The sequence below is a fragment of the Bacillus sp. D386 genome (assembly GCF_006346415.1).
Window position 1 is genome coordinate 73,251 of the sequence record NZ_VEMV01000002.1, and the last position, 15,394, is coordinate 88,644.

The 15,394-nt window shown below is 37.8% G+C and carries 14 protein-coding genes; 3 read left to right on the forward strand and 11 right to left on the reverse strand.

The genetic code is table 11. The features are described from left to right. Positions 1-258 precede the first annotated feature (258 nt). From FHY45_RS05400 to FHY45_RS05420, 5 genes are all read right to left on the reverse strand, one after another. Positions 259-1,131, reverse strand: coding sequence for a pirin family protein (locus FHY45_RS05400; protein WP_139891084.1), 873 nt, complete (start codon positions 1,129-1,131; stop codon positions 259-261). A 579-nt stretch (positions 1,132-1,710) separates the two neighbouring features. Then, on the reverse strand, positions 1,711-1,911 hold the full coding sequence (locus FHY45_RS05405; protein ID WP_050614125.1) for a cold-shock protein: 201 nt from the start codon (positions 1,909-1,911) through the stop codon (positions 1,711-1,713). A 369-nt stretch (positions 1,912-2,280) separates the two neighbouring features. After that, on the reverse strand, positions 2,281-3,297 hold the full coding sequence (locus FHY45_RS05410; protein ID WP_139891085.1) for a PTS sugar transporter subunit IIC: 1,017 nt from the start codon (positions 3,295-3,297) through the stop codon (positions 2,281-2,283). A gap of 18 nt (positions 3,298-3,315) precedes the next feature. Then, positions 3,316-4,263: an L-lactate dehydrogenase gene (locus tag FHY45_RS05415; RefSeq protein WP_306821530.1), complete on the reverse strand. Its 948-nt coding sequence runs from the start codon at positions 4,261-4,263 to the stop codon at positions 3,316-3,318. A 415-nt stretch (positions 4,264-4,678) separates the two neighbouring features. Then, on the reverse strand, positions 4,679-5,821 hold the full coding sequence (locus FHY45_RS05420; RefSeq protein WP_139891088.1) for an acyl-CoA dehydrogenase family protein: 1,143 nt from the start codon (positions 5,819-5,821) through the stop codon (positions 4,679-4,681). 187 nt (positions 5,822-6,008) lie between these two features. On the opposite strand from FHY45_RS05420, the gene FHY45_RS05425 reads away from it, so the two are divergent. After that, a complete protein-coding gene (locus FHY45_RS05425) occupies positions 6,009-6,377 on the forward strand; it encodes a hypothetical protein (protein WP_139891090.1) in 369 nt (122 codons plus the stop codon). Positions 6,378-6,402: 25 nt separating this feature from the next. On the opposite strand, the gene FHY45_RS05430 is transcribed toward FHY45_RS05425, so the two are convergent. From FHY45_RS05430 to FHY45_RS05455, 6 genes are all read right to left on the reverse strand, one after another. Then, a complete protein-coding gene (locus FHY45_RS05430; protein WP_139891092.1) occupies positions 6,403-7,326 on the reverse strand; it encodes a TIGR01777 family oxidoreductase in 924 nt (307 codons plus the stop codon). Between the two features lie 126 nt (positions 7,327-7,452). Beyond that, positions 7,453-8,157 (reverse strand): Type 1 glutamine amidotransferase-like domain-containing protein, encoded by a 705-nt coding sequence (locus FHY45_RS05435; protein ID WP_139891094.1) that lies wholly within the window; start codon positions 8,155-8,157, stop codon positions 7,453-7,455. Between the two features lie 133 nt (positions 8,158-8,290). Further along, positions 8,291-8,701, reverse strand: coding sequence for a hypothetical protein (locus tag FHY45_RS05440; RefSeq protein ID WP_139891096.1), 411 nt, complete (start codon positions 8,699-8,701; stop codon positions 8,291-8,293). A gap of 301 nt (positions 8,702-9,002) precedes the next feature. After that, positions 9,003-10,064, reverse strand: coding sequence for an NAD(P)H-dependent flavin oxidoreductase (locus FHY45_RS05445; protein WP_139891098.1), 1,062 nt, complete (start codon positions 10,062-10,064; stop codon positions 9,003-9,005). 179 nt (positions 10,065-10,243) lie between these two features. Continuing rightward, positions 10,244-10,933 carry a response regulator gene (locus tag FHY45_RS05450; protein ID WP_066104175.1) on the reverse strand — a complete coding sequence of 230 codons (690 nt, stop codon included), beginning with the start codon at positions 10,931-10,933 and terminating at the stop codon, positions 10,244-10,246. A 12-nt stretch (positions 10,934-10,945) separates the two neighbouring features. Continuing rightward, complete coding sequence (locus FHY45_RS05455) at positions 10,946-12,526, reverse strand: ATP-binding protein (protein WP_139891100.1); 1,581 nt, start codon at positions 12,524-12,526, stop codon at positions 10,946-10,948. 88 nt (positions 12,527-12,614) lie between these two features. On the opposite strand from FHY45_RS05455, the gene FHY45_RS05460 reads away from it, so the two are divergent. Next, a complete protein-coding gene (locus FHY45_RS05460) occupies positions 12,615-13,658 on the forward strand; it encodes a DctP family TRAP transporter solute-binding subunit (RefSeq protein WP_139891101.1) in 1,044 nt (347 codons plus the stop codon). Between the two features lie 213 nt (positions 13,659-13,871). After that, positions 13,872-15,149 (forward strand): dicarboxylate/amino acid:cation symporter, encoded by a 1,278-nt coding sequence (locus tag FHY45_RS05465; RefSeq protein ID WP_139891102.1) that lies wholly within the window; start codon positions 13,872-13,874, stop codon positions 15,147-15,149. The last annotated feature ends 245 nt before the right edge of the window (positions 15,150-15,394 follow it).

Sequence of the window (15,394 nt, forward strand, 5' to 3'; positions counted from 1 at the left end):
TTGTAGATTATTTGTAGGGCAATAAATATGGGATGTAGGATTAGGAAAGGAGCTGAGCTCAATAAAATATATATGTATCTTATGATTGGTTATTTTTTCTTTTGGAAAGAACATTGATTAATTTTGTCAGTAACACACTTCTTGGATCAACACACTCGATAGTTTAAGAACATACGTTCAAACTATACAAACAAACACCAGATGTTTATTATCCATCTGGTGTTTGTTTGAAAATATATTCTATTTCTCTAATTTGATTTATTTTTTTACTGCAGGTGGTCCAAATAATCCGTGCTGAAAATCGCGGAACGCCTCCTTGATTTCTTCCTGTGTATTCATCACAAATGGTCCACCAAACGCTATTTCTTCGCGGATAGGGATGCCTGAATAAATCAATACTTTGGAACGAGATAATGCTTTTATTTTTAATCCACTTGAGTTAGAATCTGAGCCTTCTTCATTAAAGGATAGGGTAGCCGCCCCTGTTTTAGCTATCTTTGTCTTACTTTCTCCGAACTCCATCTCCCCCGCCAACATATACAAGAATGCATTATGATTCTCAGGCAATACATGTGTGTAATCAGTTCCTTCACGGAGGCTAATTTCTGCCATCGTAATAGGAACCAAACTATTCATAGGTCCTGTTACCCCTGCAATATCACCTGAGTAAACTCGAATGTAACCCCCTTCAAAGTTCACAACAGGAGCATCTTCTACATAGATGTTTTGATAACTTGTTTCTGTATGCTTTAGACTTTTTGGCAGATTCAGCCATAACTGTAAGGTATGAATAAGATCATCATCAAAAGCCTCTTCCGCATGCCTAGCTGCCCAACCGGCATTCATGTATTGGGCATCACCAGCATCCAAAATGCTATACCCTCCTGCATTATCTATATGTTCAAGCCTTCCATCAATAACATAAGTTATAGTTTGAAACCCTCTGTGGGGATGGTCGGAGAAGGTTCCACGCTTAAACCAGTCTTCAGCCATTAGAATAAACGGGGAAAATTCCTCATTCCTCTCAGGATTTAAAATCATTCCTTGTTGAACATGAGGGTATCCATTTTTGTTGTATTCTGGATACCAAAAATCTTTTACTTCTCTCTGCAATGTTGATTCATTAGACATTTCAATACCTCCTTTTGGACTTTTAAACATATGAATAAATTCATTTTCATACAGCTTTAACTACTTTACTTAATTTCAATTGGGTTTCTTTTTAGCTCTTATTAGGAACTTTCCAATTAATTGTTCAGACTGTTTCCCCCATAGCATAAATTGAAATTCCTTAAAGAAGTCATCAACGATCATTTCAATATTCCCTAAGGCAGTTTCTTTTGAAAGGCATTTAGTTCTTGATTTAAAACCCTAGCCCTTGTATTCTGTGATTGTTTCTTCACCAAATACTTTTACTGCAAACTCTTTTTTATTTCAGAATCCATTACTATTCCCCTTATTGATATCCCACTATCTTACCATTAACATATTACCATAATATTCCGATTCGTCATTGAAAAATCACAGTATAATCCCTGTTTAAATTAGTGATTATTCAACCACTATGCTATACTTACCCCACCATTTGATAATACTAGTTTCATACGTTTGTTACAGAGGCTCTATTGATTTCATGAATAGGGCTTTATTTTTTTCAATGATGAAATAAAAATAGACCCTACAAATGTAGGGTCTATCTATTAGCTGTTATTAAGCTTTTTGAACATTTGTAGCTTGCGGGCCACGTTGTCCTTGTTCTACTTCAAAAGTTACACTTTGACCTTCGTCTAAAGATTTGAAGCCTTCGCTTTGGATTGCTGAGAAATGTACGAATACGTCTTCTCCGCCTTCACGTTCGATAAATCCAAAACCTTTATCTGCATTAAACCATTTCACTTTACCTTGTTCCATAATTGTTGCCTCCTAGTGTGTTTCCACACAATGTATTACTATCCTTGCTCAAAAACCTTAGACGAAAATCAAAATCGCTTCTCAATCTGAAAACGAACAAAAATAATTCTTCTTTAGAATAACAGACATATCTTATAATAGCAAATTATTAGACTTATACCCTCCATTAACCCACGAACATTGTCACTTATCTTCTTCAAAAAATACTGTACTTAATTGAACATATCAAAAAAACTGCATTAGTGTTCTGAAACATATTCTTTTAATGAATGTAACATTTCACTTTGGATTTAATTTATTTTACAGTCAAAAAACCTTTAAAAAGTAAAACAAGGTAAATCATTAGATTTACCCTGCTCTCTTTATTCGTTATACTGGTAAGCTTAAATCATTTTCTTTAATCTTACCTTTTTTCTTTAATAGATAATAAGTGCCATATGCAATACCTGCAGGTAATATTATATAAGTAATCAACATCGCTGGAATGATATAACCCAGATTATTTGTAGTTAATAGTTGAATTGGAGCCACAAGTGAACTTAAACCCATACCGGCAATTTCTTTAGGAGCTTCTATACTAAATACTAAAGCTGACACCGGACCTGCCACTGCACTTGCTAACAATGTCGGTAGCAGGATATATGGATTCTTTGTTATATTGGGCAATTGTACTTTTGGCGTACAAATCCCTTGAGCTAGTATACCTCCTAACTGATTTTCTTTTGCTGAGATAATAGAAAAACCAACAAAGTGAGCAGCACAACCTGCTAGAGCAGCTCCACCAGCGATACCTGACAGTTCAAGTGCTATAGCTAATGCGACGGAGGATGCTGGAGATACTAGGAATAATCCCCAAACTACTGCCAAAACGATTGAAGCGATCAAAGGACTTCCGGCTGTTGATGTTTTAATAAACGCACCAACGGATGTTAAAATAGGTGCTATTACTGTTGAAAGCTGTATTCCAACAAATCCAGAGATTAATATGGTTGCAAATGGAACTAACATCATATCAAGCGGTGTTTTGCCGCTCAATCTTTTTCCAATAAAGGTTGCTAATGTTGCAGTTATTAAAGCACCAATAGGTTCTCCTGATTTAATCAACATACCCGCTTCGGTAATACTAATAGCGCCTGCTCCCAATGCTGCTGCTATGGCCGCAGAGAATACCACTAACCCATTCGCTCCTAGCATAATTGCAATACCTACCCCGATTGCTGGTGCCATTAACCCTGTAGCTATTGAGCCAATTTCAATCATCCATGCCAAATCCAAAATGGAACCTATATTTTTTATTAATAGTCCGATACCCAGCGTAACGAAAATACCTTGTGCAATACCAGTTGAAGCATTAAATATTCTAGGCATTATATATTCTTTTTTCATCTGTCATTCCTCCTGTTGTTAAAAGCCAATGCTTCTCATGTATTCACGTAGTATTTCATTCGATTGATCAAATTTTTCTTTTTCTGTGCTAGTTAGGTTTAACTCAACTACTTCTTTAATACCTTCTCTTGTAATGATAGAAGGCACTCCAGTACAGATATCTTTATATCCATATTCGCCATCAAGAATAGTAGAAAGTGCGACAATTTTATGAGAATCATTAAATATTTCTTTAGTGATAGATGCCAGAGCTGATCCGATACCGTAGTAGGTGGTTCCTTTTCTTTCTAGTATCTCAAACCCTACTCTTTTCACTTTTTGCAATAATAAATCTAAATCGATTTCCCCAATTTCTTCTTTTCCTTCTTCTAAAATTTGTAGAAGTGGTTTTCCCCCAACAGTCATGTGGGACCAAGCGGCAAATTGAGAGTCTCCATGTTCACCCATTGTATAACCATTAATACTTCTTGGATCAACATGTAAAATTTCCGATAAATAATTTTTCAATCTTGAAGAGTCTAATGAAGTTCCAGTACCAATTACTCTATTTCTCGGAAGGCCAGATAATTTCCATACCATATAAGTCATAATATCAACTGGATTGGATGCTATCAAAAAGATACCGTCAAACCCACTTTCCATTACTTCCGAAACAATAGACTTCATAATCCTTGCACTAATTTCCAATGTATCTAGTCGTGTCTGACCTTTTTTAGGAGGAGGACCAGCAGTTATGATAACGATATCTGCATCTTCGCAATCAGAATAGGAACCCGCAGTAATTTTCGTTCGGCTTGGCAAAAAGTCGATGCAGTGTAATAAATCCCAAACTTCACCCTTTGCTCTTTCATGGTTAATGTCAATCATAATTAATTCATCGCAAATTCCTTGATTAATTAAGCTATAGGCTGCACTTGATCCAACCAAACCAGTTCCTACCATTGCTACTTTTTTTAGATTTCTCAAATTACTCACTCCTCTAAGATGTTAAATATGTGAATCTTTTCACATAACGCATTATCAATATAGCTTCTTATTTTTTCATGGTCAAGAAAAATGTGGTATTTTTCACTAAATATACATTTATTATATTAAAAAGTTAACTTTACTTTTTTTGAATAAAATCAAGCTGGAAATTAAGCTATGAATAGCACTTTTGCTTTTTTGTATATCCCTTTAATGAGTTTAATGGATATAAACCGGTATTCATTTGCTTCTTCAAAAAATTATTCTTGGAAAAAGTGACCCCCAATCAACTTGGAATAAAGACAAAAAAAGAACCTCATTATCTTAATGAGGATTCTTTCTGAATATAAGAAACGATGAAAAGTTCATTTAATATTTTCTTTAACTATGTTACATCCCAACTGTTTTCTCTCTATTACACCTGTTTCTCCAACGCATTTTTAGCAAGTAAGGTCAGCGTAGAATCATCCATAGGAGGATTATGCAGACCTGCCCGAACATCACGATAATATCTTTGCATTGGACTTTTCCGTTGCAGGCTTTGTGCGCCGACTATTCGCATGGCTGTATCGACAATCGAGATTGCTTGATTGGTTATAGCCGTTTTAACAGCTGCCAATTCAGGACCCATTTGTTCACGTTTCTCAGGATACTGCTCCCATCTTTGAGCAATAGAATATAAAAAGCTCCTAGACTGCATCAGCTCAAGCTCCATTTGACCAATCTTTGCCTGAATATGCGGCAGTTCAGAGATTGTGCCCTTTAAACTGTTTGGTGAATACGTTTTTGCAAATTGAATCGCATAGTTACGCGCTCCCATTGCAATGCCGATATAACAGGCAGGTATATGTAAAAGCCAGCCTGAAGCTTTTCTAGCAGAAGCTCTTTCCACAAAATCTTCTTCACGAAGCACTACATTTTCCATAAGTAAATCATGGCTGCCAGTTCCCTGCATCGAGATCATATCCCATGTTTCATCAATACTCACACCGCTCTGGTTTTTGTATACTTTAAACCAACCAATCGTTTCCTCGTCAGGAATCCATGCACTTACAAGAAAAATATCCAAAACCGGAGCCAGTGAGGTGTACGTTTTTCTTCCGTTAAGAATCCATTTATCTCCTTTTCTAAGAGCGATCGTCTCTGGTCTACCTCCCCTTGTTGGGCTACCTGTCGCTGGTTCAGATGCGGCACGATTAACCAAAGCTCCGTCAGCGATTTCGTTAAATAGTTTCTTTTTATTTTCTTCTGTCCATGTTTTATTTTCTAAGAGCTCCAGGATCACCATATTGTGCCACCCAATTGCTAGTGACGTTGAACCGCAATGCTGGGCGATGATCTCCTGGCCAAGCAAAAAAGTCGTTAACCCTTCCCCTGCTCCTCCAAATTCCTGTGGCAAGGTTAAGGTTGTATACTTCATTTTTTTCAAATCGGTAATATTCTCGGCTGGAAATGAGCGTTCCTCGTCATATTTTTGTGCACTTACAGAAAACTCTTTTGCTACGTCTTTTAATTGCTGCAAAATAGTTTCTTGTTGCTTTGTTAAATATTCCTCCATGTTGCCAGCTCCCTTATCGAAAAAACTATTCTGGGTTGAATAGTATGGTTTATATGTTTATCATATCACTTTGCCGTTTCTATACCCATTACCAAACTATAATTATTCCCCTATTCCCTAAGCAAAACGCCTATGCAAATGATCTATAACGTGCATTAACTAATTATAAAGAAAGGGGAGACTACATTTGAGTAATGAAAGTGATAAAGATTTTTTTGATTATGCTTCTGATCTAATTAGTGAACAAGTCCAGGTTATTACAGTTGAAGGTTCATATTACGGGGAATTAAAGGCGTTAAAGAGCGACTTTTTGTTGCTGCTTACCACAAATAGAGGTCAAACTAGCATAATAGCCATCCGCTTCAAGAAAATAATTGGCATTTCAAGAAACCTATACAAGGAAAGAAGACGTCCATTATTCTTCGGTCAACAATGGAACCAAGAGCAGGATCATACAGACGACCAATATGATGATCATGTAGAGGATCATTATGAACATTCAGCAGACAATGATCATGGTGAGCATGAAAATCATGATTTTCATGACGAAAAATAATTCAAAAGAAGTAAGGACTCTGCTTTTACCTCCGCGAGTCCTTTCTTTGTTTTACTAATTGCCTTAGAGCAGACCTTAAATCCGGATAGATAAATGAGTATCCGGCTTCGATTAATTTTTTGGGTATCACCTTTTGCCCTTGCAGTATTAACGTACTCATTTCTCCAAGAGCTGTCTTCATGAAAATAGAAGGAATGGTTGTCCAATGCGGTTTATTAAGTACCTCACCCAGAGTTTTACCGAAATCCTCCATTCTCTTTGGATGCGGAGCGGTAAAATTCACCGGGCCATTTATTTGGTTATTTCGGATACAAAATAAAATTGCATTTGCCACATCCTCAACATGAATCCACGAATACCATTGTCGGCCTGAACCTAAATTACCTCCGACAAATAGCTTATAGGGCAAAATCAATTTTGGAAAAGCCCCTTCTTTGGCACCAAGAATTAGACCAAAACGGGCAAATACGACTCGCATTCCAAAATCTGTTACTTTTTGGGCTCCCTGCTCCCACTGAACAACAGTTTCCGCCAGAAAATTGTCACCTGCTTGTTTCCAGTCCTCATGATAGGTTTGTTCTAGAGATGGCTCATAACAACCAATAGCACTTGCATTGATTAAAATTCGAGGTTTAGGGTCAAGCTTTGCTATTATCCTATAGATCTCATTTGTTGCATTTATACGGCTTTTTAAAATTTGCTTTTTTCTTTTCTCCGTCCAACGACCAGAATTCAGGGATGTCCCAGCTAAATTAACAATAGCTTCAATCCCTTCCAATTCCTCTTCTGGTTTACTATATTCATTAAGCCATTCGACTGGTTTAACAGTTGACATTGTCAGCTTATTTTTATTACGGGTCAAAATATAAACCTCGTGACCTTCCCTGACTAATAATGCAGCAAGTTCCTTCCCAACAAAACCGCTACCGCCGGCAATCGCTATCTTCATCCTCCGCACCCCATTCATTTGCGACTATCAATTCAGAAAGACTTTTAATCTATTTTTGCTTACTTTTCTACTTCCCTCAAAAGAAAAAGATGTAAACATCATAATAATTACAACGTGGTATTCTCTCTATAAGTCTTCCTTTCCTAAATAATAGGGTAGGATTTTTTCCTCAATGCCATCTTCAGACATTTCAACTCTATATGCTGCTGCGTTCGGTCTGGAGCTCACTACTTTTACCAGCTCTCCATTTACATAATGAAGCCCTACCCCATCATCAGCAGCAATACCTGGATTTATTAATCCATCTTTAATCATTTGTAGATAGGCCGGTCTTCTATTCATTTCACCGTCGTAGTGAGGGGAATGACTCCCCTTTAATATCCCCAATGCCTTTATTGGTTCAAGAGTATCTCCAAATGAATCGGTCAATCCTTCCTCATACCAGCAAATCGCACCTGCACTTATACCGCACAATAGGATTCCTTGGTCATAAGCAGTTTTCAGTATTCGATCCAATCCCCACTCTTTCCAGAGAATTAATAAGTTCTTTGTATTACCTCCCCCAACATAGATAATATCCTGCTTGAGTATGTAATCTTGCAAATTTCTTGTAGGTGGCTTAAATAATGATAAGTGCGTTGGTTCGCACTCCTGCTCATTAAAAAAGGTATAAAACCTTTGTATATACCCGTCCGCATCCCCGCTGGCAGTTGGTACAAAGCATATTTTCGGCTTTTTTACGGTGGCCTGATTTAAAATATATTGATCCAATAACGGGTTCTCCGGTTCCATTGAGAAACCTCCGCCTCCTAAGGCAATAATCTGTCGCAAAGCCCAATCCTCCCTTACTTTTGACGACCAATAACGTTCAGGCAAAACTTAGTCTATAAATAACGTTTAATATATGTTTGTTAACAGCGTTTATAATGAACAAATGCATAAAAAAGCCTTACTCAAGGCTTCTTTAAAACTTCAGTTCTATCGATTTACCATCATCCTTAGAACGAATAGTTACTTGTTTTTGTACAGAGCGATTTTTTTCTAAATAGACATCATATGTACCAGGTTCAATGGTCAACTCATATTCACCTTTACTATTAGTTTGGACCTTTAAGGGTTTCTTGTCTTGATTCTTAGATTTTTTCTTAATCAAAATATCAGTCTCACCAAGTGCATGACCGGATGAATTCAAAAGGATAAATTTTATTTGAACATTTCTTCTGATATCCTCATCCGAGGAATCAGCGATTTGTTTACTAGACGTGTGATTTAAATTCACATCATGATCACTAAAAGAATAGAAAATGGCATACAGATAAATCGAAAATACGATTACTGCATAAAATATGAGTTTAACCTTCGCCATCATATTCACATCTGATCGCCCCTTCATTCCCTTTAAAAAGTAATCATGAGCCTGCCTTCTACCATTATATTTCCATCCTTAAGCTATCATTCCCTTCCAGTATTTAAAATTTGTTAATAAAATACTAATAAGTGGCTCTAATAATCAGTTTGATAAACAGTATTGGAAGAGCAGAAAAAATGAACGAATTTGAACATTTAATTAGTCTATTACATGGAGCGATCTGGTCCATATTTTACAACCATAGGATATTTATTTTTATTAGTTTGGTGGTTTTTGTTCTTATTCAAAAATAAAAATAAAAGATAAATTATAAATTTACAAACTGGTTCAGAATCCCTTTTGTTTCTTCTTGAAGAGATTGTATTAATTCTTTAACCGATACTTCCCTGCTTAATCTTGGGCTCTGCCCAGACCAAAGTGACATATATTCCTTATTATTTTGTTCACTTGCTACCCTTCTTATTTCTTTAGTTAATGTATTTTGATAAGGATAAGCCGGCAATTCATTTTCGTACTCTCTCATATTTTCCATGAATTTATTGTTAACACCCCGGGCTGTCTTACCAGAAAAGACCCTGGTTAATAATACATCTTCTTCTGATGCATTAAGAATAGCCTTCTTATGCAATGGATGTGCTCCACTCTCTTTTGTAGTTAAAAAAGCTGTGCCTAATTGAACTGCTTTTGCACCAAGACATAAAGCCGCTGTGACACCTCTTCCATCCATAATCCCTCCTGCAGCAATAACAGGTATGGAAACATTATCTACAACTTGTGGAATTAAAGACATTAACCCTATTAAGCTATCTGGATTCATAAATGATCCTCTATGTCCTCCTGCTTCGCTGCCTTGAACAACTACTGCATCCATTCCTATACTTTCAACTATTTGGGCTTCTTTTACATTTGTTGCAGTACCTATAACAACTGTTCCTTTCTTTTTTAATTCTTTCACAATCTCTTTGCTTGGAATACCAAATGTGAACGAGCAAACCTTCAATTTTTCTTTTAATACTATTTCAATTTGTTCTTCGAATTCTGATTTAGTAGAAATCGACAAATCATCCTTTACTATCTGAAGTTCTTTTCGATATTGGTCTAATAAACTATTCGTTTTTAAAATTTTATCTTCTATTAATTTATGATTTTCAGGTACAAAAAGATTTATACCAAATGGATGTTTAGTTAACTTTTTTACATTATGTATGAATTCTCTTGTTTTATCTGCTGTTAAATAACCGGCTCCAATACTACCTAAACAATTATTATTTGAAACTGATGAAACGAGTTCCGGAGTAGTCACGCCTGCCATAGGAGCTTGTAAGATGGGATATTTAATCCCTAACTCTTGAATCAATTTATTCTCCATAACGAGTTCCCCCTCATTTTTTTGAATTTATAATAAAGTTTTTCCCCAGGATGTATTGTATTTTTTACTTTTCATTGCTAGGTTGCCAAACGTTGAATAACCTTGAATGGATATTGCAATAATTCTCTGATAAAACAAGAAATATTTAGCTTTAGCTTCTTAACTGATTAATGCTAATATCAATTAACCGTTTGATAACGGTTGATAGGCCGTCCTATCCCGCCATACTGTAATACAATTTCTACTTTGTTTTGCTTTTCGAGATGTTCCAGATAACGACGAGCTGTGACTCTTGCAAGTCCAGTCCCTTCGGCAACTTCTTCTGCCGAGATTGGTTTCTTTTTCTCTTCGATGAATAGAAGTATTTTCTCCATTGTTGCCGGGTTAAGTCCTTTAGGGAGTACTTCCTTCTTCATTTTATGCCCCTGTTCAGGTTGGCTGCGCAAGAGACGGTCCAATTCATCCTGAGTCAACTCCTCTTTCTGTTTGAATTGCTCCCTGTATGCCTTATAGTTTTCGAGCGCTTGCTTCATTCGCTCAAAGGTGAATGGCTTCATGACATAGTCAAAAGCTCCAAACTGCAGAATTTCCCGAATTGTCTGCTGGTCATTAGCTGCCGTAACGACGATGACCTCTGTCGAAATGGCCTTTTCCCTGATTTTGCGGATAGTAGCAAGCCCATCCTGTTCAGGCATGAATATATCCATTAAAACAAGTTCTGGCTTCAAGATTTCTATTTGTTCAAGCCCCACCTTACCGTTCGGGGCAAAACCGACGACATGGAAGCCTTCTATTTTCTCAATAAACCCACGATTAACCTCGCGTACCATTGGATCGTCCTCAATTAGTAATACAGTAACTGTTTCCATTTCATTTCCCCCTTAAAAAGTAATGACAATGCTGGTCCCTTCACCAGGAGAACTATCCACTTCAATATTGCCGCCGCCTTTGGCGACAATTTCATGAATCAAGTACATGCCAATCCCATGTCCTTCTTCTTGTTTGGTGGTGTATCCATTTTTGAATAGATTATTGATGACGGCTTCATCCATCCCAATTCCATTATCCTCCACCAAAATTGATGTAGATTCATCCGTTTGGTCCAAGCTAATAGACACTTTACGCTCTTTTTGGATAGATTTCTGTACAGCCTCGAATGCATTTTCAATAAGATTTCCGATAATGACGACAAAATCATGATGGTCAAGCCCATTTGGAAAATGAGTCCAATTGCTGTTCTTATCTATTTCGACTTCGATACCTAGTTCTTTCCCATGGCTAACCTTACTTAAAAGCAAACCTGATAGATTGTCATCTTTAATGCGTTCATGTAGGAAATCAGTGAGCATTTCTTGTTCTTCTTTAGCTTGGAAGATATATTCAGTTGCTTTTTTATATTTACCAAGCTGAAGCAAGCCTGCGATTGTATGCATCTTATTTTTATGTTCATGATTTTGAACACGGAGAGCCTGAACAAAAGCCTTTACGCCTGTAAGCTCCTCGGCTAGCTTCTTCACGTCTGTCCTGTCCTGAAAGACTGCGACGGCTCCAATCGTTTTGCCCCTTACCTGAATAGGAATACGATTACTCAAAATGGAATGCTGGTTGACCAATAACTCCTTATTATAGACCGGGTGATTAAAATCAATGATTTCTGGCAATCTTGTATCAGGCAGAACATCATAAATATTCTTGCCGATTAGATTTTGCTTATCTACACCAAGGATACGATAGGCCTTTTCATTAAAAACCGTAATGGTCATATCATTATCAATAGCGATAATTCCTTCATGCATGGCATTGAAGGTTTCATTCCGTTCGGCATAGAGACGAGCTATTTCATGTGGCTCAAGCCCAAACATTTGGTTTTTAACATGCCGTGCCAGTGACCATGCTCCCCATGCGCCAAGTAGCAGCGAAAAACCAATAGCCAAGAAGATTTCAATCCTTGTCCCCCATACAATTTCCCATAGAGTTGGGGTCAGATATCCTGTGATAACCACCCCTACCTGATTATGTTCATCATCCATAATAGGAACAAATCCGCGCATAACTGTGCCTGCTTCTCCATTCGCTTTAGAGACATAGCTGTGTTCCGTAAACGCAGCATCCTCATCTGCCGTTTTTGACACTGTACCTATCATCCTTTTGACAGGATGGGACAGTCGGATACGATTATTATTGAGCACAACAATATAATCAGCATTATTGATAACCCTAATCCGCTCAACAACTGGGTTTATTTCTTCCGCTCTGCTTTTGTCACCGCCTTCTGAAAGCAGCTTCCTCACCTCAGGCAATTCAGCAACCGTTCTTGAGAGGAGCAGGCTCCGTTCGCTGATTTCTGCCTCCTTCTTTTCCATGAAACTTCCGAGCACAAAGATACCTGCAACAGCAAAAGAACAGATAATGATGAAGAAAGTCATAGTCATAATCTTCCAATGGATAGATATTTGCTTCATGCCCAAAACTCCTCGAGTAACTTTTTTCCATTGTACCACCAAAAAACATGGTAGAATATTGAAAAGAATAATATGGCGGGGATATGATATGAAAAGTTTTTTAATAACAGCTGTTTCCATCATTGCCGTATTGGTGATATACATGGGGGTTCAGCATGATTTTGGGCAGAAAGCAAGCTTACCGCCTGATTTTGAACAAGAGGGCTTAAACGAACAAATTGTCATCAACTTTAGTCATGTTGTTGCCGAAAATACACCAAAAGGGCTCACCGCTGATAAATTTGCAACGCTAGTCGAGAAGAAGACTAACGGAGCTATCCAGGTAGAGGTATATCCAAACAGCACACTCTACTCAGATGGGGAGGAACTGCAAGCTTTGCAAAATGGCGATATCGAGATGATTGCTCCCTCCTTCTCAAAAGTGACAGATTGGATTCCCGAATGGCAAGTTCTCGATCTGCCGTATTTATTGAAGAATTATAAAGATATAGAAGAGATTTTCACAGGTCCCATAAAGGGAGAGCTATTAGGGATGCTTGATGAGTATGGTGTAAAGGGCTTGGCCTTTTGGAATAATGGATTTAAACAAATTACAACGGCCCATTCTCCTGTTAAACTGCCAGATAATCTTGAGGGACTTACTCTGCGTACCATGCCAAGTAACATGCTCAAAAGGCAGCTGAACCTTGTTGGTGCAGAGAACCGAAGCGCTTCCTTTGACCAAGTTTATAGTTTATTAGAAAGGGAGAAGCTTGACGGCCAAGAAAATACGATCTCTAACATTGATTCTAAGGGTTTCTATCAAGTGCAAGATCATATGATACTATCCAACCATGGTATTCTTGGATATGCAGTCATGATTAACAATGAGTTTTGGAACAGTCTTCCAAAGAATTTACAGCAGGCAGTCATCGAAGCAATGGACGAAGCGACAGCTTGGAACTTAACGCAATCCGAGCAAATGAACAGAGAATCCTTAGCGAAATTGGAAGCTTCCGCTGAGCTTGAAATCTATCATCTAAGTGACGAAGAATTACGGCAATGGCAGCAAACTTTCTTGCCACTGTATGATTACTATAAGACCCAATTCGACGAAAAACTATTAAAAAAGATTCAAGAGTCGATTGACTGATGAGGCCTTCCCCTACGGAAGGTCTTTCTTTTTCATATAGATTGGATGCTGATTAAAGAAATATGCTCATTCTTTCGATTAAGATAATTATCCTGGTGACCAAAAAGACCAAAAAGAACATTAAAACCATAATCCCACAATTCCTTCTTTATCCTTTAAGATAAACACAATAAATTGTAAGCGCTAACAATAAAACAGAAAGAAGGGTTGGCTTTGAAAATCTTTAAGAATCTAACTGTCCAAGTTGTCACCGGTATCATTTTAGGGATTATGGTAGGGGCAATTTTCCCTGAGTTCGGTGCCAGTTTAAAAATCCTTGCTGATTTATTCATAAAATTAATTAAAATGTTGATTGCTCCAATTATCTTTTTGACAGTAATCATTGGGATTGGAAGCATGGGCAACCTAAAGAAAATCGGGAAGATTGGCGGCAAGGCTTTATTGTATTTCGAAATTGTATCCACTCTTGCTTTAGCAATCGGTATTCTTGTCGTCAACTTTGTTCAGCCTGGAAGCGGGCTTAATACAGAGAATTTAAAAACTGGCGATGTATCTCAATATACGGCACAGGCTGCTGAATCGGATCAGGGCTTCGGAGCATTCATTCTGAACTTGATTCCTGAGAATGTTGTCGGCGCCCTTGCTTCAGGGGAACTGCTTCCGGTCTTGTTCTCAGCAATTCTATTCGGACTGGCTGCTGCTTCTGTCGGCGAAAGAGCCAAACCAGTCATCACCTTCTTTGAAATAATAGCTGATATATTCTTTAAGATTGTCAATATGGTTATGAAAATATCCCCTATCGCCGCGTTTGCCGCAATGGCCTATACAATCGGAAATTTCGGTCTTGGATCGCTTGTTTCACTCGGAAAATTGATGGGCTCTGTGTACCTCACTATGTTTTTATTCGTCGTCTTGGTCCTCGGCTCAATTGCAAAATATTACGGTTTTAATATCTTTAAGTTCATGGCCTATATTAAAGAAGAGATTCTGCTGGTTCTTGGTACATCATCTTCCGAATCTGCCCTGCCGGGAATGATGCGAAAGCTAGAAAACTACGGCTGTTCAAAGCAAGTCGTCGGTTTGGTCATCCCTACAGGGTACTCCTTTAACCTTGATGGTACATCTATATATCTATCAATGGCCGCCATCTTTATCGCCCAGGCCTATGGGATTGATTTGACCATCTGGCAAGAACTGACCTTGCTTGGCATATTAATGCTAACCTCAAAAGGCGCTGCAGGGGTGACAGGATCCGGCTTTATCACACTGGCCGCCACTTTGGCTGCCTTCCCAATGATTCCGGTAGAAGGAATGGCGTTATTAATTGGTGTCGATCGTTTCATGTCTGAAGCACGTGCAATTACGAACCTAATTGGCAACGGTGTGGCAACTGTTGTTGTTTCTAAATCAGAGAAAGAATTCAATGCGGATTTTGTGCCTGATGAACAAGCAAAGAGGTATGATGCCACTTCTCCTGCAGACAATCTATAAAACAAAGAGAAAGACAAGCCGTGCCTCCATCTGCCAGCTTGTCTTTCTTTTTAAATACTTTTTCTAATTTTCCATTCATATACGGATGATCAACCTGTGATACTTATTATTTTTCATTTTCAGGTTAATTTAATTATTGCTCTTAATCCATACCTGAGAAGATAGCTGCATAATGAAAAGACTGCCTATCTGACGTCCCGTCTCTGAAGAACAGTTAAATAAAAAAAACGCCGAATCAATCGGCG

Bases quoted from the DNA above. Each gene is read 5' to 3' on its own strand.
- FHY45_RS05455 (WP_139891100.1), bottom strand. From the start codon at position 12,526: ATGAAGCAAATATCTATCCATTGGAAGATTATGACTATGACTTTCTTC.
- FHY45_RS05410 (WP_139891085.1), bottom strand. From the start codon at position 3,297: ATGAAAAAAGAATATATAATGCCTAGAATATTTAATGCTTCAACTGGT.
- FHY45_RS05460 (WP_139891101.1), top strand. From the start codon at position 12,615: ATGAAAAGTTTTTTAATAACAGCTGTTTCCATCATTGCCGTATTGGTG.
- FHY45_RS05420 (WP_139891088.1), bottom strand. From the start codon at position 5,821: ATGGAGGAATATTTAACAAAGCAACAAGAAACTATTTTGCAGCAATTA.
- FHY45_RS05450 (WP_066104175.1), bottom strand. From the start codon at position 10,933: ATGGAAACAGTTACTGTATTACTAATTGAGGACGATCCAATGGTACGC.
- FHY45_RS05445 (WP_139891098.1), bottom strand. From the start codon at position 10,064: ATGGAGAATAAATTGATTCAAGAGTTAGGGATTAAATATCCCATCTTA.
- FHY45_RS05405 (WP_050614125.1), bottom strand. From the start codon at position 1,911: ATGGAACAAGGTAAAGTGAAATGGTTTAATGCAGATAAAGGTTTTGGA.
- FHY45_RS05400 (WP_139891084.1), bottom strand. From the start codon at position 1,131: ATGTCTAATGAATCAACATTGCAGAGAGAAGTAAAAGATTTTTGGTAT.
- FHY45_RS05430 (WP_139891092.1), bottom strand. From the start codon at position 7,326: ATGAAGATAGCGATTGCCGGCGGTAGCGGTTTTGTTGGGAAGGAACTT.